Source organism: Herbaspirillum sp. NPDC087042, from assembly GCF_044745245.1.
In the GTDB taxonomy this organism is placed as follows: Bacteria; Pseudomonadota; Gammaproteobacteria; order Burkholderiales; family Burkholderiaceae_D; genus Herbaspirillum.
In genome coordinates this window covers 96,904-117,769 of record NZ_JBIUZW010000008.1, presented here as the reverse complement: position 1 = coordinate 117,769, position 20,866 = coordinate 96,904, and the positions used below count along the sequence as shown (strand labels likewise).

Annotated in this window: 15 protein-coding genes; 5 read left to right on the top strand and 10 right to left on the bottom strand. The window is 65.7% G+C overall.

Translation table 11 applies throughout. The features are described 5' to 3' along the window. Nucleotides 1-4: 4 nt before the first annotated feature. Nucleotides 5-1,201 carry a muconate/chloromuconate family cycloisomerase gene (locus ACIPHN_RS12790; protein ID WP_400436654.1) on the bottom strand — a complete coding sequence of 399 codons (1,197 nt, stop codon included), beginning with the start codon at nucleotides 1,199-1,201 and terminating at the stop codon, nucleotides 5-7. Between the two features lie 144 nt (nucleotides 1,202-1,345). Here ACIPHN_RS12790 and ACIPHN_RS12785 point away from each other — a divergent pair, with 144 nt between their 5' ends. From ACIPHN_RS12785 to pcaD, 3 genes are all read left to right on the top strand, one after another. Then, entirely contained in the window at nucleotides 1,346-2,299 is a 954-nt protein-coding gene (locus tag ACIPHN_RS12785) for a LysR family transcriptional regulator (RefSeq protein WP_400436652.1), read from the top strand. Between the two features lie 159 nt (nucleotides 2,300-2,458). Then, nucleotides 2,459-2,746, top strand: coding sequence for a muconolactone Delta-isomerase (gene catC / locus ACIPHN_RS12780; protein ID WP_400436650.1), 288 nt, complete (start codon nucleotides 2,459-2,461; stop codon nucleotides 2,744-2,746). Between the two features lie 71 nt (nucleotides 2,747-2,817). Continuing rightward, the gene (pcaD, locus tag ACIPHN_RS12775) at nucleotides 2,818-3,597 is read left to right on the top strand and encodes a 3-oxoadipate enol-lactonase (protein WP_400436648.1); all 780 of its coding nucleotides are present in this window, start codon (nucleotides 2,818-2,820) and stop codon (nucleotides 3,595-3,597) included. A gap of 53 nt (nucleotides 3,598-3,650) precedes the next feature. Here pcaD and ACIPHN_RS12770 read toward each other — a convergent pair whose 3' ends face one another. From ACIPHN_RS12770 to ACIPHN_RS12745, 6 genes are all read right to left on the bottom strand, one after another. Further along, nucleotides 3,651-6,458: an ATP-binding protein gene (locus ACIPHN_RS12770; RefSeq protein WP_400436646.1), complete on the bottom strand. Its 2,808-nt coding sequence runs from the start codon at nucleotides 6,456-6,458 to the stop codon at nucleotides 3,651-3,653. Beyond that, entirely contained in the window at nucleotides 6,458-7,195 is a 738-nt protein-coding gene (locus tag ACIPHN_RS12765; protein WP_400436644.1) for a hypothetical protein, read from the bottom strand. The genes ACIPHN_RS12770 and ACIPHN_RS12765 overlap by 1 nt, the downstream gene beginning before the upstream one ends. After that, nucleotides 7,188-8,459, bottom strand: a complete 1,272-nt coding sequence (locus ACIPHN_RS12760) for a hypothetical protein (protein ID WP_400436898.1) — start codon at nucleotides 8,457-8,459, stop codon at nucleotides 7,188-7,190. Before ACIPHN_RS12760 ends, ACIPHN_RS12765 begins: the two co-directional genes overlap by 8 nt. 288 nt (nucleotides 8,460-8,747) lie before the next feature. After that, nucleotides 8,748-9,698 carry an amidohydrolase family protein gene (locus ACIPHN_RS12755; protein WP_400436642.1) on the bottom strand — a complete coding sequence of 317 codons (951 nt, stop codon included), beginning with the start codon at nucleotides 9,696-9,698 and terminating at the stop codon, nucleotides 8,748-8,750. Between the two features lie 45 nt (nucleotides 9,699-9,743). Next, the gene (locus ACIPHN_RS12750) at nucleotides 9,744-10,898 is read right to left on the bottom strand and encodes a mandelate racemase/muconate lactonizing enzyme family protein (protein ID WP_400436641.1); all 1,155 of its coding nucleotides are present in this window, start codon (nucleotides 10,896-10,898) and stop codon (nucleotides 9,744-9,746) included. Between the two features lie 51 nt (nucleotides 10,899-10,949). Further along, nucleotides 10,950-12,314 (bottom strand): MFS transporter, encoded by a 1,365-nt coding sequence (locus ACIPHN_RS12745; protein WP_400436640.1) that lies wholly within the window; start codon nucleotides 12,312-12,314, stop codon nucleotides 10,950-10,952. 371 nt (nucleotides 12,315-12,685) lie between these two features. Between ACIPHN_RS12745 and ACIPHN_RS12740 the strand changes: the two genes are divergently transcribed. After that, entirely contained in the window at nucleotides 12,686-13,753 is a 1,068-nt protein-coding gene (locus ACIPHN_RS12740) for a LacI family DNA-binding transcriptional regulator (protein ID WP_400436639.1), read from the top strand. Here the strand turns inward: ACIPHN_RS12740 and ACIPHN_RS12735 are convergent. The 3 genes from ACIPHN_RS12735 to ACIPHN_RS12725 all read right to left on the bottom strand — a co-directional run bounded on the left by ACIPHN_RS12735 (nucleotide 13,725) and on the right by ACIPHN_RS12725 (nucleotide 19,066). Further along, the gene (locus ACIPHN_RS12735; protein ID WP_400436637.1) at nucleotides 13,725-15,056 is read right to left on the bottom strand and encodes an aspartate carbamoyltransferase; all 1,332 of its coding nucleotides are present in this window, start codon (nucleotides 15,054-15,056) and stop codon (nucleotides 13,725-13,727) included. The two genes, ACIPHN_RS12740 and ACIPHN_RS12735, sit on opposite strands and share 29 nt — an antisense overlap. A 66-nt stretch (nucleotides 15,057-15,122) precedes the next feature. Continuing rightward, complete coding sequence (locus tag ACIPHN_RS12730; protein ID WP_400436634.1) at nucleotides 15,123-17,411, bottom strand: helicase C-terminal domain-containing protein; 2,289 nt, start codon at nucleotides 17,409-17,411, stop codon at nucleotides 15,123-15,125. Then, a complete protein-coding gene (locus tag ACIPHN_RS12725) occupies nucleotides 17,408-19,066 on the bottom strand; it encodes a VRR-NUC domain-containing protein (protein ID WP_400436632.1) in 1,659 nt (552 codons plus the stop codon). Before ACIPHN_RS12725 ends, ACIPHN_RS12730 begins: the two co-directional genes overlap by 4 nt. A gap of 207 nt (nucleotides 19,067-19,273) precedes the next feature. On the opposite strand from ACIPHN_RS12725, the gene ACIPHN_RS12720 reads away from it, so the two are divergent. Further along, nucleotides 19,274-20,785 carry a lyase family protein gene (locus ACIPHN_RS12720; protein WP_400436629.1) on the top strand — a complete coding sequence of 504 codons (1,512 nt, stop codon included), beginning with the start codon at nucleotides 19,274-19,276 and terminating at the stop codon, nucleotides 20,783-20,785. Nucleotides 20,786-20,866 lie beyond the last annotated feature (81 nt).

Genomic DNA, 20,866 nt, shown 5'->3' with positions numbered 1-20,866 from the left:
CTGTTCAGCCCGCCAGTTTGGCTGGCCTGACTGCGGTAACGGATGCTCCTTGCTTGCGGTCGCGCCGGAAGTATTGCACGCGCTCTTCATCCAGCGCGATCCCCAGTCCCGGACCTTGCGGCACGGCCAGCTGGAAGTCCTGGTATTGCAGCGGCTGGGCGAGGATTTCCTCGGTCAGCAGCAGAGGGCCAAAGAGCTCGGTCCCCCATTGCAGTTCACGGAAGGTGGCAAAGGCATGGGCCGAGGCGATGGTGCCGATGGCGCCTTCCAGCATGGTGCCACCATACAGCTCGATGCCGGCGGCGTCGCCGATGGCGGCCACCTGCTGGGCCGCGCGCAGGCCACCGGACTGCTCGATCTTGATGGCGAAGACATCGGCGCCACCGATGCGGGCCAGCGCAAAGGCCGAGGCCGGGCCGGTCAGCGATTCATCGGCCATCACGGCGATGGGGTATTTGCCCTTCAGGCGCGCCAGCGCCTGCGCCGAGGCCACCGGTTGCTCGACCAGCTCGCAGCCGGCATCGACCAGGCCGGCCAGTCCGCGCTGGGCTTCCAGCTCGCTCCAGGCCATGTTCACGTCCACCCGCACCGCGCCACGGTCGCCCAGCGCCTTCTTGATGGCGGCCACGTGGGCCACATCGGCCTCGACCGCGCGGCGACCGATCTTGAGCTTGAAGATCTTGTGACGACGCTGGGCCAGCATGCGCTCGGCTTCATCGATATCGCGGGCGGTGTCGCCCGAGGCCAGGGTCCAGGCGATCGGCAGGCTTTCACGGGCACGGCCGCCCAGCAGTTGCGACACCGGCAGGCCGGTGCGCTGGCCCAGCGCGTCGAACAGCGCGGTCTCGATGGCGCACTTGGCGAAGCGGTTGTCCTGGATGGCCTTGTTCAGCCGCGCCATGATGGCCGGGATGAGGCTGGCATCCGCGCCCAGCAGCAGCGGTGCGAAGTAGGTATCGATGGCCAGCTTCATGCCCTCGGGCGATTCCGCGCCATAGGCCAGGCCACCGATGGTGGTGCCCTCGCCCACGCCCACGGTGCCGTCCGAACAGTACAGGCGCACCAGCATCAGGGTCTGCCCATTCATTGTCGCCATGGACAATTGATGGGGCCGGATGGTCGGCAGGTCGACCAGGAAGGTCTCGACCCGGTCGATCTTCGCCGGGGCTGCCGCAGAGTGAATGTGTTGTGTGGGTTCCATGCTTCGCATTGAACACCCGGAAGGGCTTGCATTGCCAACACCAAATACATCTAGTCTCATACCTTTTAGATATAGTTGTGGCGTAAACCACTGGAAATTGGAGAATTGGACAGGTTCAGTGCCACCGGGATATGATTTTTGACCATGGATATCAGACAACTCAAATACTTCGTGGCCGTTGCCAACACCCGCAACTTCACCCGCGCCTCCGAGCAGTTGCACATCGCCCAGCCGCCGCTGAGCCGCCAGATCCAGCTGCTGGAGGAGGAACTGGGCGTGCAGTTGCTGCTGCGCAATAGCCGTCCCCTGCGCCTTACCGAAGCGGGCCGGGTGTTCTACGAACAGGCCTTGCAGATCATCAATCGCCTGGAGCAGCTGAAGAACGCCACCCAGCAAATCGGCCTGAACCAGCGCCAGACCCTGTCCATCGGCTTCGTCGCCTCGACGCTCTACGGCGGCCTGCCCATGCTGGTACGCAAGTTGCGCCAGCACTATCCGGACGTGGATATCCAGTTGGTCGAGCTGACCTCGATGCAGCAGTTCGCGGCCCTCAAGTCGAGCCGCATCGACGTCGGCTTTGGTCGTATCCGCAGCAATGACGCCACCGTGGCGCGCATCGTGCTGCGCGAGGAAAAGCTGGTGCTGGCCATCCCGCCGGCCTTTGCCCTGGCCGCCAGCGACCAGCGCGTAAGCCTCAAGGAAGTGCATGGGCAAAAGCTGATCGTCTATCCCAAGGAACCGCGCCCCAGCTTTGCCGACCACATCCTGAGCCTGCTCAACGACCAGGACATCCACCCCGCCGAAGTGCATGAAGTGCGCGAGATCCAGACCGCGCTGGGCCTGGTGGCGGCCGAAGCCGGACTGTGCCTGATCCCGGCCTCGGCGCGGCTGCGCAACGACCTGCACTACCGCCTCATCGATGATGCCCGCGCCACCTCGCCCATCATCCTGACCCACCGCATCAACGACAACGCCTGGTACATCGAGGCCGTCAAGCAACTGGTGGCCGACATGTACGCCGAGCATCCCGCCTGGCTGGACATCGATACCAGCTCCTTCCCGGCGACCGGCTTTCCCAGCCCCCGGCGTGATGGCTGATGAAGGATGGCTAAAGACAGCGCGTATTGACAGCGTCGCGAACGGCGGCCTACACTAATTTGTGCGAATAAAGAATTAATGTTCGTTTATCGAACATTCAGAAAAGACGTATCACGTGTATTTCGAGACAAACCCCACAACGACAACGGAGCAAACATCATGCTGTTCATGGTTCAGATGCAGGTCAATATCCCCGCCTCGCTCGACAAGGCAGTGGCTGACGCACTCAAGAAGGACGAGAAGGAAATGTCGCAGAAGCTGCAGCGCGAAGGCAAATGGCGCGACCTGTGGCGCGTGGTCGGCCAGTACGCCAACGTGAGCATCTTCAATGTCTCGGGCAATGACGAGCTGCACACGATCCTCTCGAACCTGCCGCTCTATCCCTTCATGACGATCTCGGTCACGCCGCTGACCCAGCATCCGTCGGCCATCGCCCAGATCGGCTGATCCGGCCCCCTCTGACGCTTCAACCAGGCGCCTGCCGGCCACAGGTCCGCGGGCGCGACAAGGATTTCTCCATGCCATTCGCCAATCTCAACGGCATCCAGCTGCACTATCAACTCGACGGCGATGCCTCCCTGCCGGTGCTGGTGCTCTCCAATTCACTGGGGACCTCGCTGGCCATGTGGGATCCGCAGATCCCCGAACTGAGCCGGCATTTCCGCGTGTTGCGCTATGACACGCGCGGCCACGGCCAGTCCGGTGTCACCCCCGGTCCCTATACCATTGCGCAGCTGGGGGGCGACGTGATCGCCCTGCTGGACCAGCTGGGCATCGAGCGCGCGCACTTCTGTGGCCTGTCCATGGGCGGCAGCACGTTCATGTGGCTGGCGGTGCATCATCCGCAGCGCGTCAACAAGCTGATTCTCTGCAATACCGGCGCAAAGATCGGCACGGCCGAGGCCTGGAACAGCCGCATCGATACCGTCCGCAAGGAAGGATTGGGCGCGATTGCCAGCGCCGTGGTCTCGCGCTGGCTGACACCGGAGTATGCCGAACAGAATCCGCAGCAGGTGCAGGCCCTGACCGCGATGTTATTGGCCACGCCCGCCGAAGGCTATGCCGGCGCCTGTGCCGCCGTGCGCGACAACGACCTGCGCGAAGCCATTGCCGGCATCCGCGCAGCAACGCTGGTGATCGCCGGCAGCGGCGACGTCCCCACGCCACCGGCGGACGCCCAGTTCATGCGCGCCACCATTCCCGGTGCGTTGTATGTGGAGTTCGATGCCGCGCATATCTCCAACCAGCAGCAACCCCGCGCGTTCACGCAGGCGCTGGTGCAGTTCCTGACGCAGTGATGCAGTGACAGGGTGACGCGCGCCGATACGCAGGCGCGCGTCTGCCCTCTGCCCTATGCTGCAGGGCGCCGCTGCAACACCCCGATCGGCGGTGCCCAGCGGGCTTCACGCGGCTTCTTGGATGTCACCAGCGTGATATCGGCCGGCTCGAACACCTCGACGTTGTGGGTGATCGGCGTGGTCAGCACGTACTGGGCGCGGGTGGACTTGAGGAAGTTGCTGACCAGCTGGATGTTGCGCACATCCAGGTGGGCGAAAGGTTCATCGATGAAGACGAAACCGCCTGGCATGTCGTCGTCCTTGAGCAGACCCACCAGCAGGATCAGCGACTTGATCACCTGCTGGCCACCGGAGGCTTCGCCGTCGTTGAGGCCGATCTCGCCCTTGCCATCGAAGTTGAAGCTGACCTTCAGCTCGGCCTGGCGCAGGATGGTGTCGTCGTTTTCCAGATGCGGCAGGTCAGCGCTGACCACCACGCCGGCCAGTGCACCGAGGTCGACGATGTTGCGGCGATAGCGCCGTACCGTGGCACGCAGCACGTCGATGTAACGCTCGCGGGCATTGCCCACCGCCTCTTCCGCGGCCGAATTGCTGGCCTTGCGCGAATCCAGCTCATTGCGCTGGTTGCCCACGGTACCCTGCATGATCAGGTGCTTGTCCTCGACGCTGGCGTCCTTCTCCCAGTTGCCGCTCTCCAGCTCGTGCTCGACCGCGCCCATGCGCAGCTCCGCCTGCTTGGCATTGGTGTATTTCTCGTAGAGCGATTGCAGGGCATCGCCGGCGATCCAGCGTTGCGGGAAGCGCGCCTTCTGCGCCCGCGAGGCCAGCGCGCGGGCGCGCTGCTCGTCGTGGCGGCTGCGCCATTCGCGTTCCTGCCCGGCCAGGTCGCCTTCGGTCTCGCGCAGGCGGCGTTGCAGGGCCGCGTGCTTGCCATCGATCGTGGTGCGCTGGGCGATTGCCTCGCCATGTTCGGTATCGAGCCGGCTCCAGCGCTCGCTGGCGGCCACGCGGGCCAGACGCAGGGCGGGCAGCTGGCGTCGCGCCTCTTCGAATTCTTCGCTGCGACGGGCCAGCTCTTCCACGGCGAGGTGTCCCTCGCTGGCCTTTCTGGCGGCCTCCAGCTGGCGCTTGATATCGTTCTGCTGCAGCACCACGTCGGTCAATTGCTCGTCCAGCGTGGCCAGGCGTTTCTGGATCGAGGTCTGGCGCGAGGCCAGCGCGGCGGCGCCGAACTGGTAGTCACCCGGGTCACTCCAGACGCTGCGGCCACCGCGACCATCGCGCCAATAGGCTTGCGGCGTGATCCACTCGCCACCCTGGCGCGCTCCCTCGACGGTGTCGGCCACGCGACTGATCTGCGCCAGCTGGCGCAACAGCCAGGACGGCGCCTTGGCCGAGAAGCGCAGCACCGCCAGCAGGCTGTCGGCCGGCGGCTGGGCCGGTGCAGCGGCGACATCGGAGACCACGTAGTGGCGATAGCGCTCACGCTCGGCCAGGGCCATGGCGGCACCCTCGTCCTTGCCATCTTCCAGCACCACCACCCAGCGCGAGGCCCGCAGCACGCCTTCGGCGGCGGCACGCCAGTGGTCATCGGTGATCTCGATCAGGTCGGCCAGGATGTGATGGCCGATGCCGGCCTGGCGCAGGCTGCGCGAGAACTGCTGCACCTCGCCCGGCTTGGGCGCCTGGCGCTGGCCGGTCAGCCGCTCCAGCGCACCCTGGGCGTCCTTGCGCTGGCTTTCCAGCGCGCGCCAGCGGTCATTGAGTTCGGTCTTCTGCTGTTCCAGCTCGGTCACGCGCGCCATCAGTTGCGCGGAGTCACCCTCCACCGCCGACAGCGCCTGCAGCTCGTCGGCCTGGCGCACCAGCACCTCGACCGGCTTCTCGGCATCGCGTGCCTTTTGCTGGGCGGTGTGGGCGTCGTTCTTGTCCTGCTCCAGCGTGGTGACCCGGTCGCGGGCTTCCTGCTGCTGTTGCACCAGCAGCGACAACTGCAGGCCATCGCCGGCACGCTGGCGGCGCTGGCCATTGTGATGCAGGCGCTGGCGGTGCAGCTCGCGCAGGCGGGTAGCCGTGCCCTGGCGCTCTTCATGCCAGCGCAACACGGGAATGACTTCGGCGGCCAGGATCTCGCGCTCGCGCAACTTGCCCTGGTATTGGCGATACAGGTTCACGCGGCTGTCGAGCTGCGCCAGTTGCGCCTGGCTATGCGCCAGTTCCTGCTCGGCCAGCACCACTTCGGCAGCCAGGTCGCGCTGGTGGCGGCGGGCTTCTTCGTAGCGGTCCAGCACTTCCTGGTCACCGAAGACTTCGAAGACCAGGCGCAGCAATTCCTTGGGCGAGAACTCGCACAGGCGGTCGGTCTGGCCCTGTTCCAGCGCCAGCACGCGGGCAATCGCGCGCGACAGGCCGGCGCCTTCCAGACGCTTGCGCCAATGCTCCAGGCCCAGCCATTCCTTCTCGGGCATCTGGGCCAGGGTTTCGATGGGCACGTCGCCATCGCTCATACAGTAACGCCGCTGCCAGTCGCCGCCATTGCGCTCGATGCGGCAAGCCAGGGTCACCTGGTCGGCATAGAGCAGGTTGCGGGCGAAGGGGCGGGTCGAGGTCTGGCGGCCATGCGGACGGTTGTCGACCGTGGCCCGCAGCCAGGTGGTATCGGCATTGGCGTGGCGGGCGTAGGTCTTGTAGCTGCGCCCACCCGAGCATTCCAGACCCAGCAGCGTGCGCATGGCATCGAGCAGCGTGGTCTTGCCGGAACCGTTGGGGCCGGCAATGGTAATGATGGAGCCGTCCAGCGGCATGGTCAGGCGCTGGCAGTAATCCCACTGCAGCAGTTCAAGGGATTGCAGGTGGAACATCAGGCTTCTCCCTCGGGATCTTGTTGGGGCTCGACGCTGGAATCGTCATGCGCATCGGCGGGCGTGATCGCCTCGGCCTCGGCTTGCGCCTCGCGCGCCGTGGCGCGCGCCAGCACATCGCCGAGCGCGCCATCGAGGATGCGCGGGGCCAGGGCGTCGTAGTCCAGCAGCAAATCCAGCAGCGGGCCTTCGGCGATGTCGTCACCGCGGCGCACGATGAAACCATGCGCCTCCAGGCGCCGCAGATTGCCATCCAGGCGCATCTTCTTGCCCAGCTGCGGGCCGAAGTCGGCCAGCAGCGATCGGTAGGACACCACCGGACTGACGGCGGCGGCGCTGGGCATGGGCTTTTCCTTGTTGAACATTTCTTCCTGCTGCTCGCCCTCGCCGCTGCTGGCGCGCGCCGACTGGCGCTCGCGCTTGGGCAGCACGATCAGCGACCACAGCACCACCAGCAAGGAGATGGCGTCGCGCGGCAGCTCGATATTGTTGTTGGCATCCATGCCGGCCTCGCCGAAGACCACACGCTCGGCGCCACGCACCAGCACCACGCTGATATGGTCGGCGTGGATGTTGTCCACCAGGCGCAGGCCCACCTGGGCCAGGCGATCCTGCAATGCCTGCCACAGCTCGGCATCGATCAGGGCGCGACGCACGCGCGGATGCTTGCGTGGCAGCCAGCGGCGCGCCAGCAGTTCGGCGGCCAGCAGGCCGGCCTCGTCGGGGGTATCACTCATGATTCTTTTCTTGGGAAGACTCGGGATGGATGGCCCCGGCGCTCATGGCGAGCACATCGGGATCATCGACTTTTTCGATGACGGGCAGGAAGCCAGCCTGCCACGGCAGCCGTGCCAGGTCGCCGGTCTGGCCCTGCAACGTGCGGGCCTGGCGGTCGCCCAGCAGCGGCAGCAACTGCATGCGATAGGCGGCCTTGCCGAAGCTGCCGCCCAGCACCACATCGGCCAGCGGCTGCGCGGTGAGCGCGTCGGCGCCGTCCTGGGGCTGCTCGCCCGCTGGTGCGAGCAGCGCAAGCTGGCCCAGCTGGCTGATCAGGTCACCCAGCTCCACCGGCATGCGCAGGGTTTCCATCTCGCCGGCCACGGCCTGGGACGGCGGCGGCAGGCCCTGGGAGCGCTGCGGATCGGGGCGGTCGCGTTCGAATTCGCCCTCGGCCACGTCCACCAGCTCATGGCCGCTGATGAAGACCGGCTTGACGCCCATCGACAGCGCCTCTCCCATTAGTTGCGAGGGATCGGGATGGGATTGCAGCCAGCGCCGTACATCCGAGCTGGTCACGCCGGTGCTGCCCAGGGTCACGCGCTGGCGGTCGGCCTGCTGCAGGGCGCGGGTGAACTGGCTGGCCATGGTCAACAGGCGCGCCTGGCCATTGCCCAGGGCACGCGCCTCGCGTTCCAGGCGGGCGTCGTCGTGTTCGCTGCGGATCAGGGCGGTGAGTGCCTCGCCGGCCCGGTGCACCAGCTTCAAGGCCCGCTCGAAGCGTGGCTGGGCCTCGCGCAGCCGGGCCTCGGAACCGCTTTCGATGGCATCGGCGAACTGGTCGTGCAGGCGTGCCAGCTGGGCATGCAGATGGCGGATCTGGCTGGGATCGGACAACCCCAGCGCCTGGGCACCGGCCACCTGGGCCAGCAGCGCGGCCATGTCGTCATCCTCGCCGACGGCGCGTGTGAGGGGCGCCAGCAAGGCCTGCAGCTGCTGGGCCAGCGGCGAGAGGGAGTAATCCTGCGCCGTGGTATCCCAGACCACCAGGCCCAGCTCGCGCAGGCGCTTCAGGGCGGTATCGAGGGCCTCGGGCTTCAAGGCATAGAAAAGCTGGTTGAGGTCTTCGCGTTGCAGCCGCCCTTGCGGCTTGGCGGCCAGCTCCAGGAACACCCACAGCCGCAGGCGCGCCGCCGCCTGGCCGCCCGAGAGCAGCCCGCGCAGGGTGTCCAGCAACTCCAGGCGCTGCCCCAGGGCCCAGGCCAGGGGCGACTCCGCCGCCATGGCGGGATCGCGGAAGTAGCTTTCGAAGGAGCCGGATTCGTGGTCGTCCGCCGGGGCGGAGGGGTCGATGTCGTCAGTCAATTTGGTGTTGGTGCTAGCCAGGACGCTGCCTGGAGGCCGCTTTTTTCAGTGGGCAAGTCGGCCAGTTTAGCAGGCGGGCGCTCCGCACTCCAACATGTCGACATGATCACGGCCGGCAGCCGGGCAAACCGGCAGCATGTTTCACCAGGGAAACTGATGCGCGAGGCGGCATCGGCATGGCCTCGCGCACGTCTAACCATCAGGCCATCAGCCCGTCAGGCCGAACGGCCACACCTCCTGCACCGTCTTGCCCAGGATCTGCTGCCGGTCCGCCTCGGAGAGGAAGGACAACTGATCGCGGAACAGCGCCACCGATTTCTCATACGGCAGGTTGGGCAGCGAGACCGGATGGTCGGTCCCCCACATCAGCCGTCTGGCGCCGAAGGCATCCAGCAAGCGCTTGACCTGGTCCTGCGAATCCCGGTAGGGATAGGGCTGGTCCGAGATCGACCACATGTGGGAGATCTTCACGAACACCTTCGGATAGCGCGCAAAGGCCAGCAGCGCCGCCAGTTGCTCGGGATGATCCGGGCGGATGTCGGCCATGTGGTCGATGACCACGGTAAGGTCGGGGAATTTCTCCACCAGCCGCATCACATCCTGCAGGCGCGAATGATCGGTCAGCACCGTCATCGGTACCTTCAGCGCCTGGCAGCGCTGCCACAGCGGCGGCATCAGCGGGCCACGGATCCAGTCGAAGCGCGCATCCTCGAAGGGGCTGATGCGCACGCCGTTGAAGCCCTTCTCCTGCACCCACATGCTGAGGTGGTCCGGTGCGGCCGGATCTTCCGGGTTGACCCGGCACACGCCCTTGAAATGCGCCGGATAACGCTTGAGCACATCGGCCAGGTAGCTGTTATCCCACTTGTAGCAGATGTGCTGGATCAGCACGGTGCGCGCCACATCGTTGGCCTTCATCAGCGCCAGCAGAGTTTCGGGCGTGGCATCCACCGTCGGTGGCACGAAGGTGGGGAAGGTGGTGGCCGAGCCGAAGGGATAGGCCGGGTTGCGCTCGAACACATGCACATGCGAATCGATGATCAGCGGCTTGCCTGCGGGCGTGGCGCCCTCGCTGGCGGCGCTGGCCTGGCGGCTCAATGCCGCCGAGCCGAGTGCGGCGGCCATACCGGCCTTGAGCAGATCGCGTCGGGTTGCCATGGGTGTCTCCTCCTTTGATGTTGTGGTGATGGCAGTGGAAATGACTCAGGGCCGCTGGCCGATCTCGGCGCGCTCGCGGGTCCAGGCGCGGGCCTGCTCGGTCAGGGTCAGGCCCAGGCCGGGACGGGTCGGCACCAGCATGCGGCCATCCTTCAATTCCAGCCGTTCATGGAACAGCGGCTCCAGCCATTCGAAGTGCTCGACCCAGGGTTCGGTCGGATAGGCCGCCGCCAGGTGCACGTGCAGTTCCATGGCGAAGTGCGGGGCCAGCATCAGCCCGGCATGGCTGGCCAGCCCGGCCACCTTCAGGAAAGGCGTGATGCCGCCCACGCGCGGACCATCCGGCATGAGGTAGTCGGCGGCGCGGTGACGGATCAGCTCGCCATGCTCGGCGGCGCTGGTGAGCATCTCGCCGGTGGCAATGGGCGTATCGAACTGGGCCGCCAGGGCGGCATGGCCTTCGTAGTCGTAGCAGTCCAGCGGCTCCTCGATCCAGACCAGGTTGAACTGTTCGAAGGTACGGCACATGCGCTGCGCGGTCGGGCGATCCCACTGCTGGTTGGCATCGACCATCAGCGGGAAGTCACCCAGGTGTTCGCGCACGGTGGCGACGCGCTTGATATCGAGGGCGCAGTCGGGCTGGCCGACCTTGAGCTTGATGCCGCCGATACCCTTCTCGCGCGAGGCCGTGGTATTGACCAGCAACTGTTCCAGCGGCGTATGCAGGAAGCCGCCACTGGTGTTGTAGCAGCGCACCGAATCACGATGCGACCCCAGCAGCTTGGCCAGCGACAGGCCGGCGCGCTTGGCCTTCATGTCCCACAAGGCGACGTCGAAGGCACCGATGGCCTGGGTCGACAGGCCGCTGCGGCCCACCGAGGCGCCGGCCCAGCACAGCTTGTCCCAGATCTTGCCGATGTCGTTGGGGTCTTCGCCGATGATGGCCGGGGCGATCTCGCGGGCGTGGGCAAATTGCCCGGGGCCACCGGCGCGCTTGGAATAGCTGAAACCCAGGCCCTGATGACCGTCGGTGGTTTCGATCTCGACGAAGAGCATGGCGATCTCGGTCATCGGCTTCTGGCGTCCGGTGAGGACCTTGGCATCGCTGATGGGATTGGCCAGCGGCAGGTAGGTCGAGGAAATCCTGACCCAGGCGATCTTGTCGCCCGAGGAGGTTGCGGAGGTCGTGGTGCTGGTCATGTGTGCTCCCTGCGGGAAATGCGTTGATTGGAGAATGGAAGATTGGAATGCTCAGGCGCGCTGGTTCTGCCCGGTGACGCTGCTCATGGGCGCCTGCGGCGGCGCGGACAAATCGCCGCCGTCCAGGCGTTCCAGCTTGCCCACGATGAAGAGGTAGGAGCAGGCGCCCAGGGCCGCCACGGCACCGACGTAGGTCAGCGCGGCTTCGAAGGAACCGGTGGTCTTGACGAAGTAGCCGATGGCAATGGGCGTGACGATGCTGGCGAGGTTGCCGAACAGGTTGAACATACCGCCGGCGATGCCCATCGATTCCTTGGGCGAGACATCGCCGACGATGCACCAGCCGAGGTTGCCCACGCCCTTGGCGAAGAAGGCCAGCGACATCACCGCCACCACGATCGGCACCGACGACACATAGTTGGCCACCACGATGGAGCAAGAGGCAAACAGGCCGATGATGATGGGGGTCTTGCGCGCTGCCGTGAGGCTGTAGCCGCGCCGGATCATCCAGTCCGACCAGACTCCGCCGACCATGCCGCCGACGAAGCCGGCCAGCGGCGGGATGGCGGCCACCAGGCCGACCTTGAGGATGGACATGCCCTTGGCTTCCATCAGGTAGGTGGGGAACCAGGTCAGGAAGAACCAGGTGATGGAGGTCAGGCAGAACTGGCCCAGGTAGATGCCCGCCATCATGCGGTTGGCCGAGATGGACTTGATGTTGGCCCAGGAGAATGGTGTCTTCACATCACCGATGGTGGGCATGCCACCACCCTCTTCGATATAGGCGATTTCGGCGGCATTGGTGTGCCTGTGCTTCTTGGGCTCCTGCACCACGGCGAACCAGAGCAGGCCCAGGCCGATACCGGCCGCACCGGTGACGAAGAAGATGTAGTGCCATCCCCAGCGACTGAGCGTCCAGGTCATCACCGGCGTGAAGGCCGCCAGTGCGAAGTACTGGGCCGACTGGAAGATGGCCGTGGCCAGGCCGCGTTCATGCTTGGGAAACCACATCACGGTCAGGCGGTTGTTGGCCGGGAAGGCCGGCGCCTCGGCCACGCCCATCAGGAAGCGCAGCGTGAACAGGACCAGGAAGGCCGATGAAAACAGGTCGACATTGCCCTGCAGGAAGGTGAAGACCGACCAGACGATCAGGCTCAGGCCATACAGCACGCGCGAACCGACGCGGTCCAGCAGGATCCCGCCCGGGATCTGCATCACCGTATAGGCCCAGCCGAAGGCCGAGAAGGCAATGCCCATGGTGATGGCATCGAAGCCGAGGTCCTTGCGCATGGCGGGCGCGGCGATGGACAGCGTGGCGCGGTCCACATAGTTGAACACCGTCACCACGAAAATCATGGCCAGGATGAGATAGCGAATCTGGGTTCGCTTCGGGCTGGCCGGTGCTGCTCTTTGCATGTTGTTGTCTCCTTGAGGTTCTTTGACTCGATCCGTGCCGCCAGCCCCCACAAATGATTGCGCAATCATTTCTAGGCAAAATAAAAGGGAGGGATCAGTCCCGCCCTAAGCACTGGAAAACACGGATGGCTCATGCGCGTCGACTCCCTGGGTGAAGCAGGACGCGGACATGCCTCGCATGCCGGAACCGCCCTGTCGCACAGGTCGCCGCCACATCGTCGCGGCCTGGCTGGCCGCATGTTGTTATTGTGATCGCAAAAATGATTGCGCAATCATTATGAGCCGTCTAATGGAAAAAGGTCAATCGAATTTTGATTGCGCTATCATAGGCAGCCGCGCGCACTGGCGCCGGGCCGACCTTGCCACGCATCATGAAACCGACCGAGTCTCCCCCGCCCTTCATCGAAGAATTTGCCACCCATGGCGAGTCACTGGGCGCGCTGCCCAACCGTATGGCCGTGACGCTCAAGGATGTGGCGCGGGTAGCCGGGGTATCGCCCATCACGGTCTCGCGCGCCATCCACAAACCCGAGCTGGTCAAGCCGCATACCGTGGAAGCGGTACAGCGCGCAGTGCGCATCACCGGCTACATCCCCAACCAGCTGGCCGGCGCCTTGACAGGCAGCAAGACCCGGTTGATCGCGGCGATCGTGCCGCAGATTTCCAACTCCATCTTCGTGGAAACGATCCAGGCCTTGTCGGACCGCCTGTGGCAGGCCAACTACCAGCTCCTGCTGGGCCTGTCGGGTTACTACAATGCGCGGGAAGAAGAGCTGATCTCGGCCATCCTGAGTAGGCGCCCCGATGGCATCGTGCTGACCGGCATCCGGCATGCCCCGGAGACGCGCCAGAAGATCATCTCCACCGGCGCCCCGGTGGTGGAGATCTGGGACCAGTCGCTGTCGCCGATCGACATGGTGGTGGGGTTTTCGCATGAAAAGGTGGGCGAGGCCATGGCCACCCACCTGCTGGAGCGCGGCTACCGCAAGATCGCCATGCTGTGGCTGGACGACGACCGCTCCACGCGCCGTCGCCAGGCCTTTACCGAGACCTTGCAGCGCCATGGCGTCGCCCCCGTAGCCAGCATCCTGAGCGCCTCGCCGGCCACCCTGCAGCATGGCCGGGAAGGCCTGGCCACGCTGATCGAACAAGGCCACGCGCTGGACGCCATCGCCTGCGGCAGCGACCCGCTGGCCCACGGCGTGCTGACCGAGGCACTGGCACGGGGCCTGCGCATCCCGCAACAACTAGGCGTGATCGGCTTTGGCGATTTCGATTTTGCCGCCCACACCTACCCTGCCCTGACCACCGTCAAGGTCGACCGCCAGGCCATCGGTGAACTGGCGGCCGAAGCGCTGCTGCAGCGGATCGCCGGGCAGGAGCCGGCGCAGCGCATTGTCGATGTGGGGTTCAGGATTGTGGTGCGGGAGTCGAGCTGACCGCATAGGGCAACTCATCGATGGCCAGGTCATGCGGCCCGATCGCCTGCGGCACTGCCCAGGCAGCGTCATGCAACGAGCGCTGCACGATGCCATCCACGCCGAGCACGGTGGCGAAAATCGCCATGCGCACCGGCACGCCGTTGTCGGTCTGGCGGAAGATCGCCAGGCGTGCATCGCCATCCAGGTCGGTATTGAGATCATGCGCGCCGGGACGGCTGTCGCGTGGCAAGGGGTGCATCACGATCACATCCTTCTTGCAGTACTGGTCGATCACCTTGCGGTTGATCTCGAAGGCGGAGAGATAGGCGTCGATGCGCTCGCCGGTGAGCCGCTCGCGCTGGATGCGCGTGGTGTAGACCACGTCGGCACCGGGAAGGGCATCTTCCAGACGATCGGCCACCACCACATCGTGGCCGCGCAGGGCGATCAGCTGGGCAATGTCTTCCGGCATCTCCAGCGAGGGCGGTGACACCAGCGTGAAGCGCATCGCCTTGTAGAGCGACAGCAGCTTGATCAGCGAGTGCGCCGTGCGGCCGTACTTGAGGTCGCCACTGATGACGATATGGGCGCCATCGACCAGCTTGCCCAGCCGCGAGAACTCGCGCTGTACCGTGTAGAGATCGATCAGCGCCTGGGTCGGGTGCTCCCCTGCGCCATCACCGCCGTTGATCAGCGGTACATTGGTAGCGGCGGCGAACTGCGCCACCGAGCCCTGTTCGGGATGACGTACCACGATCACGTCGGCGTAGCCGCTGATGGTGCGGCTGGTATCGGCAATGGACTCGCCCTTGGCCATGGAGGAATAGGTGAAACCGGTGGTATCGCACACCGACCCGCCCAGGCGCATGAAGGCCGAGGCGAAGCTCAGGCGGGTGCGGGTACTGGCCTCGAAGAACAGGTTGGCCAGTACCGCCCCTTCCAGCACGCGGCTGACCTTGCGCCGGCGCGCGATGGGCTGCATGGCATCGGCCAGGGTACACAGTCGTTCGGCCGAGTCCCGGGTGAACTGCTCGACCGAGAGCAGGTGGCTCAGGCGACCGAACTCCCTGGGCAGTGCCTCCCCTGCCCCGCTGCCTGGCGCGCCTTCCTGCGGGCTGGCCTGGCCGGCATGGGATTGCAGGATCTCCGAGATGAAGCGCCGCGCCATCTCCGGCATGGCCCTGAACTCGCGCGACTCGTCGGGGAGCAGCCAGGTATCCAGGGCGCGCTTGGTACAGCCTATGCGCTGCGAAAAACCCTCTCGGGTCATGTTGAGACTACGCAATGCGTTGCGCAGAAAGACTTGTTGTGCGATATCCATGCGCAGAATGATAGACAAGCGCGCCATTTAAATCAAATTATTTACGCATTGCGTATACAAACAACATCAAACGAGCTGATCCGGGCGTACATCGACCTCTTGCCCTTCCACGACCCACCAGTCCGGCAACAAGGCCTGCACACGGGGCTGGGCAAAGCGCTGGTCGATCAGCCAGACCGTTCCGCGATCGGACTCGGTGCGGATGACGCGCCCAGCCGCCTGCACCACCTTCTGCATGCCGGGGTAGAGATAGGTGTAGTCGTAGCCAGTACCGAAGAGCGCATCCATGCGCAGGCGCAACTGCTCGTTGACCGGATTGACCTGCGGCAGTCCTAGCGTGGCGACGAAGGCGCCGATGAGGCGCTCGCCCGGCAGGTCCACACCCTCGCCAAAGGAACCTCCCAGCACGGCAAAGCCGATGCCCTGCCCGCCCACGGCAAAGCGGGCCAGGAAGGCATCGCGATCGGCCTCGCTCATGCGGCGCGATTGCTGCCAGACAGGAATATCCGGGTGCGCACGTTCGAAGGCGTCGCGCACCTGCTGCAGGTAGTCGAAGCTGGAAAAGAAGGCCAGGTAGTTGCCCGGCCGCTCATGATACTGGCGCGCCATCAGCGCACAGATCGGTGCCACCGACGCCGCCCGGCCCTGCCAGCGGGTCGAGATATCGGCCGCCACCCGCACCTCCAGCTGACTGGCCTGGAAAGGCGATTCCACATCGATCCAGGCCGTGTCCTGCGGCATGCCCAGCAGGTCGGCGAAATAGTGCCAGGGCGCCAGCGTGGCCGAGAACAGTGTGGTGGCATGGGCCTGGGCAAAGCGTGGCCCCAGGAAAGGCGCCGGCACCACGTTGCGAATCGAGAGCACGGTATTGCGCTCGTCCTCGCGGGTGATGTCCAGCAAGGAATGCGGCCCGAAGGATTCAGCCAGCCGCACGAAAGCCATGGCCTCGAAGTAGAAATCGCGCAGCGGCGGCTCCAGCGGCACCGCGACCTGCGCGAGGTGTTCGCTGATGGCGCTGACACTGGCGCTCAGGGCATCGACCAGCTTGGGCGGGATGCTCTCCAGCACCTGATAGGGCAGCAGGGCCTTCTTGCCGGTGGCGCTCCAGGTGCGACCCAGCTTCTCCAGCGCCTTGGCCACCACGGGCGGCGCCACGGCACGGGCCGCGCGCAGGCCAGCGCGATGCAACTGGGCGCTGTACATGCTGCGGGCACGCGCCACCAGGTTGTGGGCCTCGTCGGCCAGCACGCTCACGCGCCAGTCGTGGGCTTGCGCCATCGCATAGAGCATGGCGCCGCCGTCGAACCAGTAGTTGTAGTCGCCGACGATGACATCGCTCCAGCGCGTCATCTCGCTGCCCAGGTAGTAGGGGCAGACCTGGTGCTGCAGGGCGATCTCGCGCACGACCTGGCGATCAAGCAGCGGGGCCTCCAGGCAGGCTGCGCGTGCTGCCGGCAGGCGATCATAGAAGCCCTGCGCCAGTGGACAGGAGTCGCCGCGACACAGGCGCTCCGGGTAGGCGCAGGCCTTGTCGCGGGCGCTCAGTTCTAGCACGCGCAGCGGCAGGCCGGTATCGCCCTTGAGGCTGGCCAGGGCATCCAGCGCCAGTTGCCGGCCAGGGGTCTTGGCGGCCAGGAAGAGGATCTTGTCCAGCTGCTGCGAGGGCGCCGCCTTGAGCGCCGGGAACAGGGTGCCCAGGGTCTTGCCGATCCCGGTCGGGGCCTGGGCCAGCAGGTTGCGCCGGCTGGCCTGGGCACGGAAGACCGCCTCGGCCAGTTGCCGCTGCCCGGGCCGGAAATCGCCATACGGAAAGCGCAGCGCCTGCAGTGCCGTATCGCGCTGGCCACGGTGCGCCAGCTCCTGCTCGGCCCAGGCCATAAAGCGCTCGCACTGTTGCGCGAAGATCGCCGCCAGCTCGGCGCGACTGCGGTTTTCTTCGAAGCGGGTCTCCTCCTGGCTGCCGATATCGAAATACAGCAGCGCCAAGTTGACACTGTCCAGCCCCTCCTTCTGGCACAGCAGATGCCCATAGACACGCAACTGCGCCCAGTGCAGGTGGCGATGATTGTCGGGGACGCTGGCCAGCTGGCCGCGATAGGTCTTTACCTCTTCCAGCAGGGTCCGCGTGGGGTCGTAGCCATCGGCACGACCGCGTACCAGCAGGGGGCCATGCTCGCCCGCCAGCGCCACTTCGCGCTGGTAGGACTCGCCGCGCCGGCTGGCCACGACGGCGTGACCGGCCATGCCCTCCTGCGCGGTCGGCGTGGGCGTGAAGCGCAGGTCGAGGTCGCCTTGCTTGGCGGTGAACTCGCACAGGGCCCGCACCGAGACGGTATAGCGTGTGCCCTCGCTCATGCCGCCTCCGGCATCCATTGCAGGTAGCACACCGAGACCGGCATGTCGTGACGGGCACAATAGGCCAGCCAGCGCTGCTGGTTGTCCTGCAGGCGATCACCGGGTCCCTTGACCTCGATCATGCGATAGCGCTGCTCATCCGGCCAGAACTGGATCAGGTCGGGAAAGCCGCTGCGGTTCTCGCGCACATCCTCCAGGATGCGCAGGCACCACAGCTTCAGGTGCGCTGCCGGAATGCAGTCCAGCGCCATGACCAACAGCTCCCGCGACAACCCGTCCCAGGCCACGAAGGAAGACTGCAGGCCGAGCTTGGCGTCATAGGTGGCGAGGATGGCCTGGCAATGACTGCCATCATCGAGACGAGCCAGGCAATGCGCGAATTCCTGCTGTCGGCGCGCGTGGAAGTCAGCGCTGTAGAGATCGGCCGGCCCACGCTGGAAGGGATGGAAGAAGGCACCCGGCGTCGCCGCGAAGATGGCGTCCCAACAGAGCAAGCCGAACAGGGCCGTGGCCAGCGTGTTCTCGACATAGAAGACCTGCGCCTGCGTGCCATGCAGGTGTGCCTGCACGACCGCCTCGACACGTTGCCCCGTAGGTGGCAGGACCAGGTCCATGCGCGCCACCACCGGCGCCACCTCGCGTGATGGCGGCGGATGCCCCAGCTGGCGTGCCAGGCGCGGCGCCATGCGCAGCAGGTGCTGGCGCTCCGCCTCGCTCTCGGGGGCACGCAAGGCCTCCTGCAGCAAGGCATGGGCGCCGCCGAACTTGCCGTGTTTTTCCAGCACGCGCACCGTCCTGGCGCGCGCACCGGGATAGCGGCAGGCCGCATAGACGGCCTGGGCCTGCACCCAGTCCTGCGCCTTCTCGAACGCCTGGCCCAGCTGGAACATCAGGCGATCGAAACGACTGGCCAGCCAGGCATTGTCGTAGCCGCCTGCCGGCACGCCCGCCAGCAGCGCCGGCAGGATCGCGGCCGGCGCCTCGCCAGCGTGGTAGCGCTCCTTGCAGGCATGCAGGTGCAGGTAGTGGTCGATATCGGCGCGGCTGCGGAAACCCCGTGCCTGCGGCGCGAAGGCGATGCGCTCATAGCGGAACATGCCCAGGTCGGCGAGCACGAATTCGCTCCAGTCCTGGCGCAGGTTGCCGAAGAACATCAGGCGCAGCCGATCACACAGGGCCTGTTGCCGCAGGTGCAGGAGCACATCCGCGCCGCCCACCTGCCACTGCGACCAAGGACGCGCTCGGGCGTGGGCGGGATCCTCGCCCAGCCGCGCCAGCAGTTCGCTCTTGCGCGCCGACTTCAGGGCGCCGCCCGGAGAAAAACACCGGACCAGCTCGGGCTTGGTCGAGAGCTCGAACACCTGTTCCAGCGTTAGCACTGGGTCATAGCCCAGCCAGGCGGCGGGCAAAGCGGCAGCCGCCTGCAACGGGTCGCCGATCTCGGGATAGTCGAGCTTGCTGGCGCGGAAGAACTCGCCCCGGCGCATCATCATGCGCACGAACAGCGCGCGCGCCGCCAGGGGCAAGTCGGAGAAGGTCGCCATGAAGTCGCGCTCCGCGTCGCTCAGAAGATCATCGTAGCGCTGGGCGATCCAGTCCAGCACTTGCTGGAAATTGCCGAGGTAGTAGAAGCGGTAGTCAGCGGCGGCGGGCATTGCGGTGACGGGAAATGAATAACTGTATGGATGAACAGTATATCCTACCTGCGGCGCCATCCATGGCGCTTAACGGCAGCAGGAAAAAAAAGAATCGCGATTGCCCGCTAAGATAGGCGCCCTGCCAGCCGTTTTCATCAACGGTTGGCGGCATATTCCAACAAGTACTCACACCCACCTCGCCAGACGCACACCCAGGAGACTGCATTGCCCAAGCTCACCACCCTCGCCCTCGCCGCCGCCCTGCTGGGCAGCACAGCCTCACTGCACGCCCAGCAAACCGCGCGCCACGATGAATTCTTCTGGCTAGGCGAAATCAACAAGGCCAGCGCCGTCATCAATACCGACGAAGGCTTGCTGGACAAGTCGATGACGCCGCTGGTGGTCAAGGGTATCCGCAAGGTGCTGGCCGATGGCGAGCTGCCCGGCGCCAAGCGCCCGACGCTGGTGATCACCTTCGAGCCGCTGCTGATCCAGGCCGCCGGCCCGCAGATCACGCTGCTGCATGCCGGCCGCTCCAGCCAGGACATGCTGGCCACGTTGCGCGCGGCCATCCTGCGTGAAGACCTGCTGACCCTGGCCACCCAGCTCAACGCCACCACCGCCGCCCTGGTCAAGCTGGCGGCCAGCCAGCGCGACACCATCGTGCCCAACTACACCAATGGCGTGGCCGCGCAGCCCAACAGCTACGGCCACTACCTGCTGGGCTTTGCCGCCGCGCTGGACCGCGATGCGCAACGCCTGCGCGAAGCCTATGCGCGCCTGGACCGCTCGGCCATGGGCACCACCGTCCTCAACGGCACCAGCTGGCCGCTCAATCGCCAGCGCATGGCCGACTACCTGGGCTTTGCCGCCATCGTCGACAACGCCTATGACGCCGCGCAACTCTCGGCCGTGGATGGCCCGGTGGAAGCCGGCGCCGTCGTCTCCTCCATCGCCCTGCATGCCGGCGCCTTCGTCCAGGACGTGATGACGCAATATGCGCAGCCGCGCCCGTGGATCCTGCTGCAGGAAGGCGGCGCCAACACCTATGTGTCCTCGGCCATGCCGCAGAAGCGCAATCCCGGCCTGCTCAACAGCACTCGGCGCGATGCCTCGATGGTGCTCTCCGAGGGCATGGGCATTGCCATCGTTGCCCACAACATCCCGCCCGGCATGAGCGACCCCAAGGACGTGAAACCCAACAAGGAGATGGTGCTCAATACGGCCAAGGTGCTCAAGAACTGGGAGAGCATCCTGGGCGCGCTGGTGATCGATCCCAAGCGCGCGCTGGAAGAACTCAACAGCGACTGGACTGCCTCGCAGGAGCTGGCCGATGTGCTGATGCGCAAGTACAAGCTGCCGTTCCGGGTGGGTCACCACTTCGCCTCGGAGGTGGTGGAATACGCCAAGGCCCACGATATCCGCCCGCTTGATTTCCCGTATGCAGACGCGCAGCGCATCTACCATGAAGCGGTATTGAATTCGGAATTCCCGCAGACGCTGCCGATGTCGGAACAGGAGTTCCGCAGCACCCTCGACCCGGTCGCCATCGTGCGCAACCGCGCCACCGTCGGCGGCCCGCAACCGGCCGAGATGGACCGCATGCTGCGCGAAGCCAATGCGCGCGTGACGCAGCAGGACGCCTGGATCAAGGCGCACAAGCAGCGCATTGCGGCGTCGCTGGACAAGCTGGATGGGGATTTTGACCGGATGGCGGTGTCGGCGGGGGTGAAGTGAGCTCTGTGGTAAAACCCGACGCGATTGACCGATGAAGTAAAACGTGGCGCGGCCCTCCTTCCGGGAGGCCGCGCTTTTGTC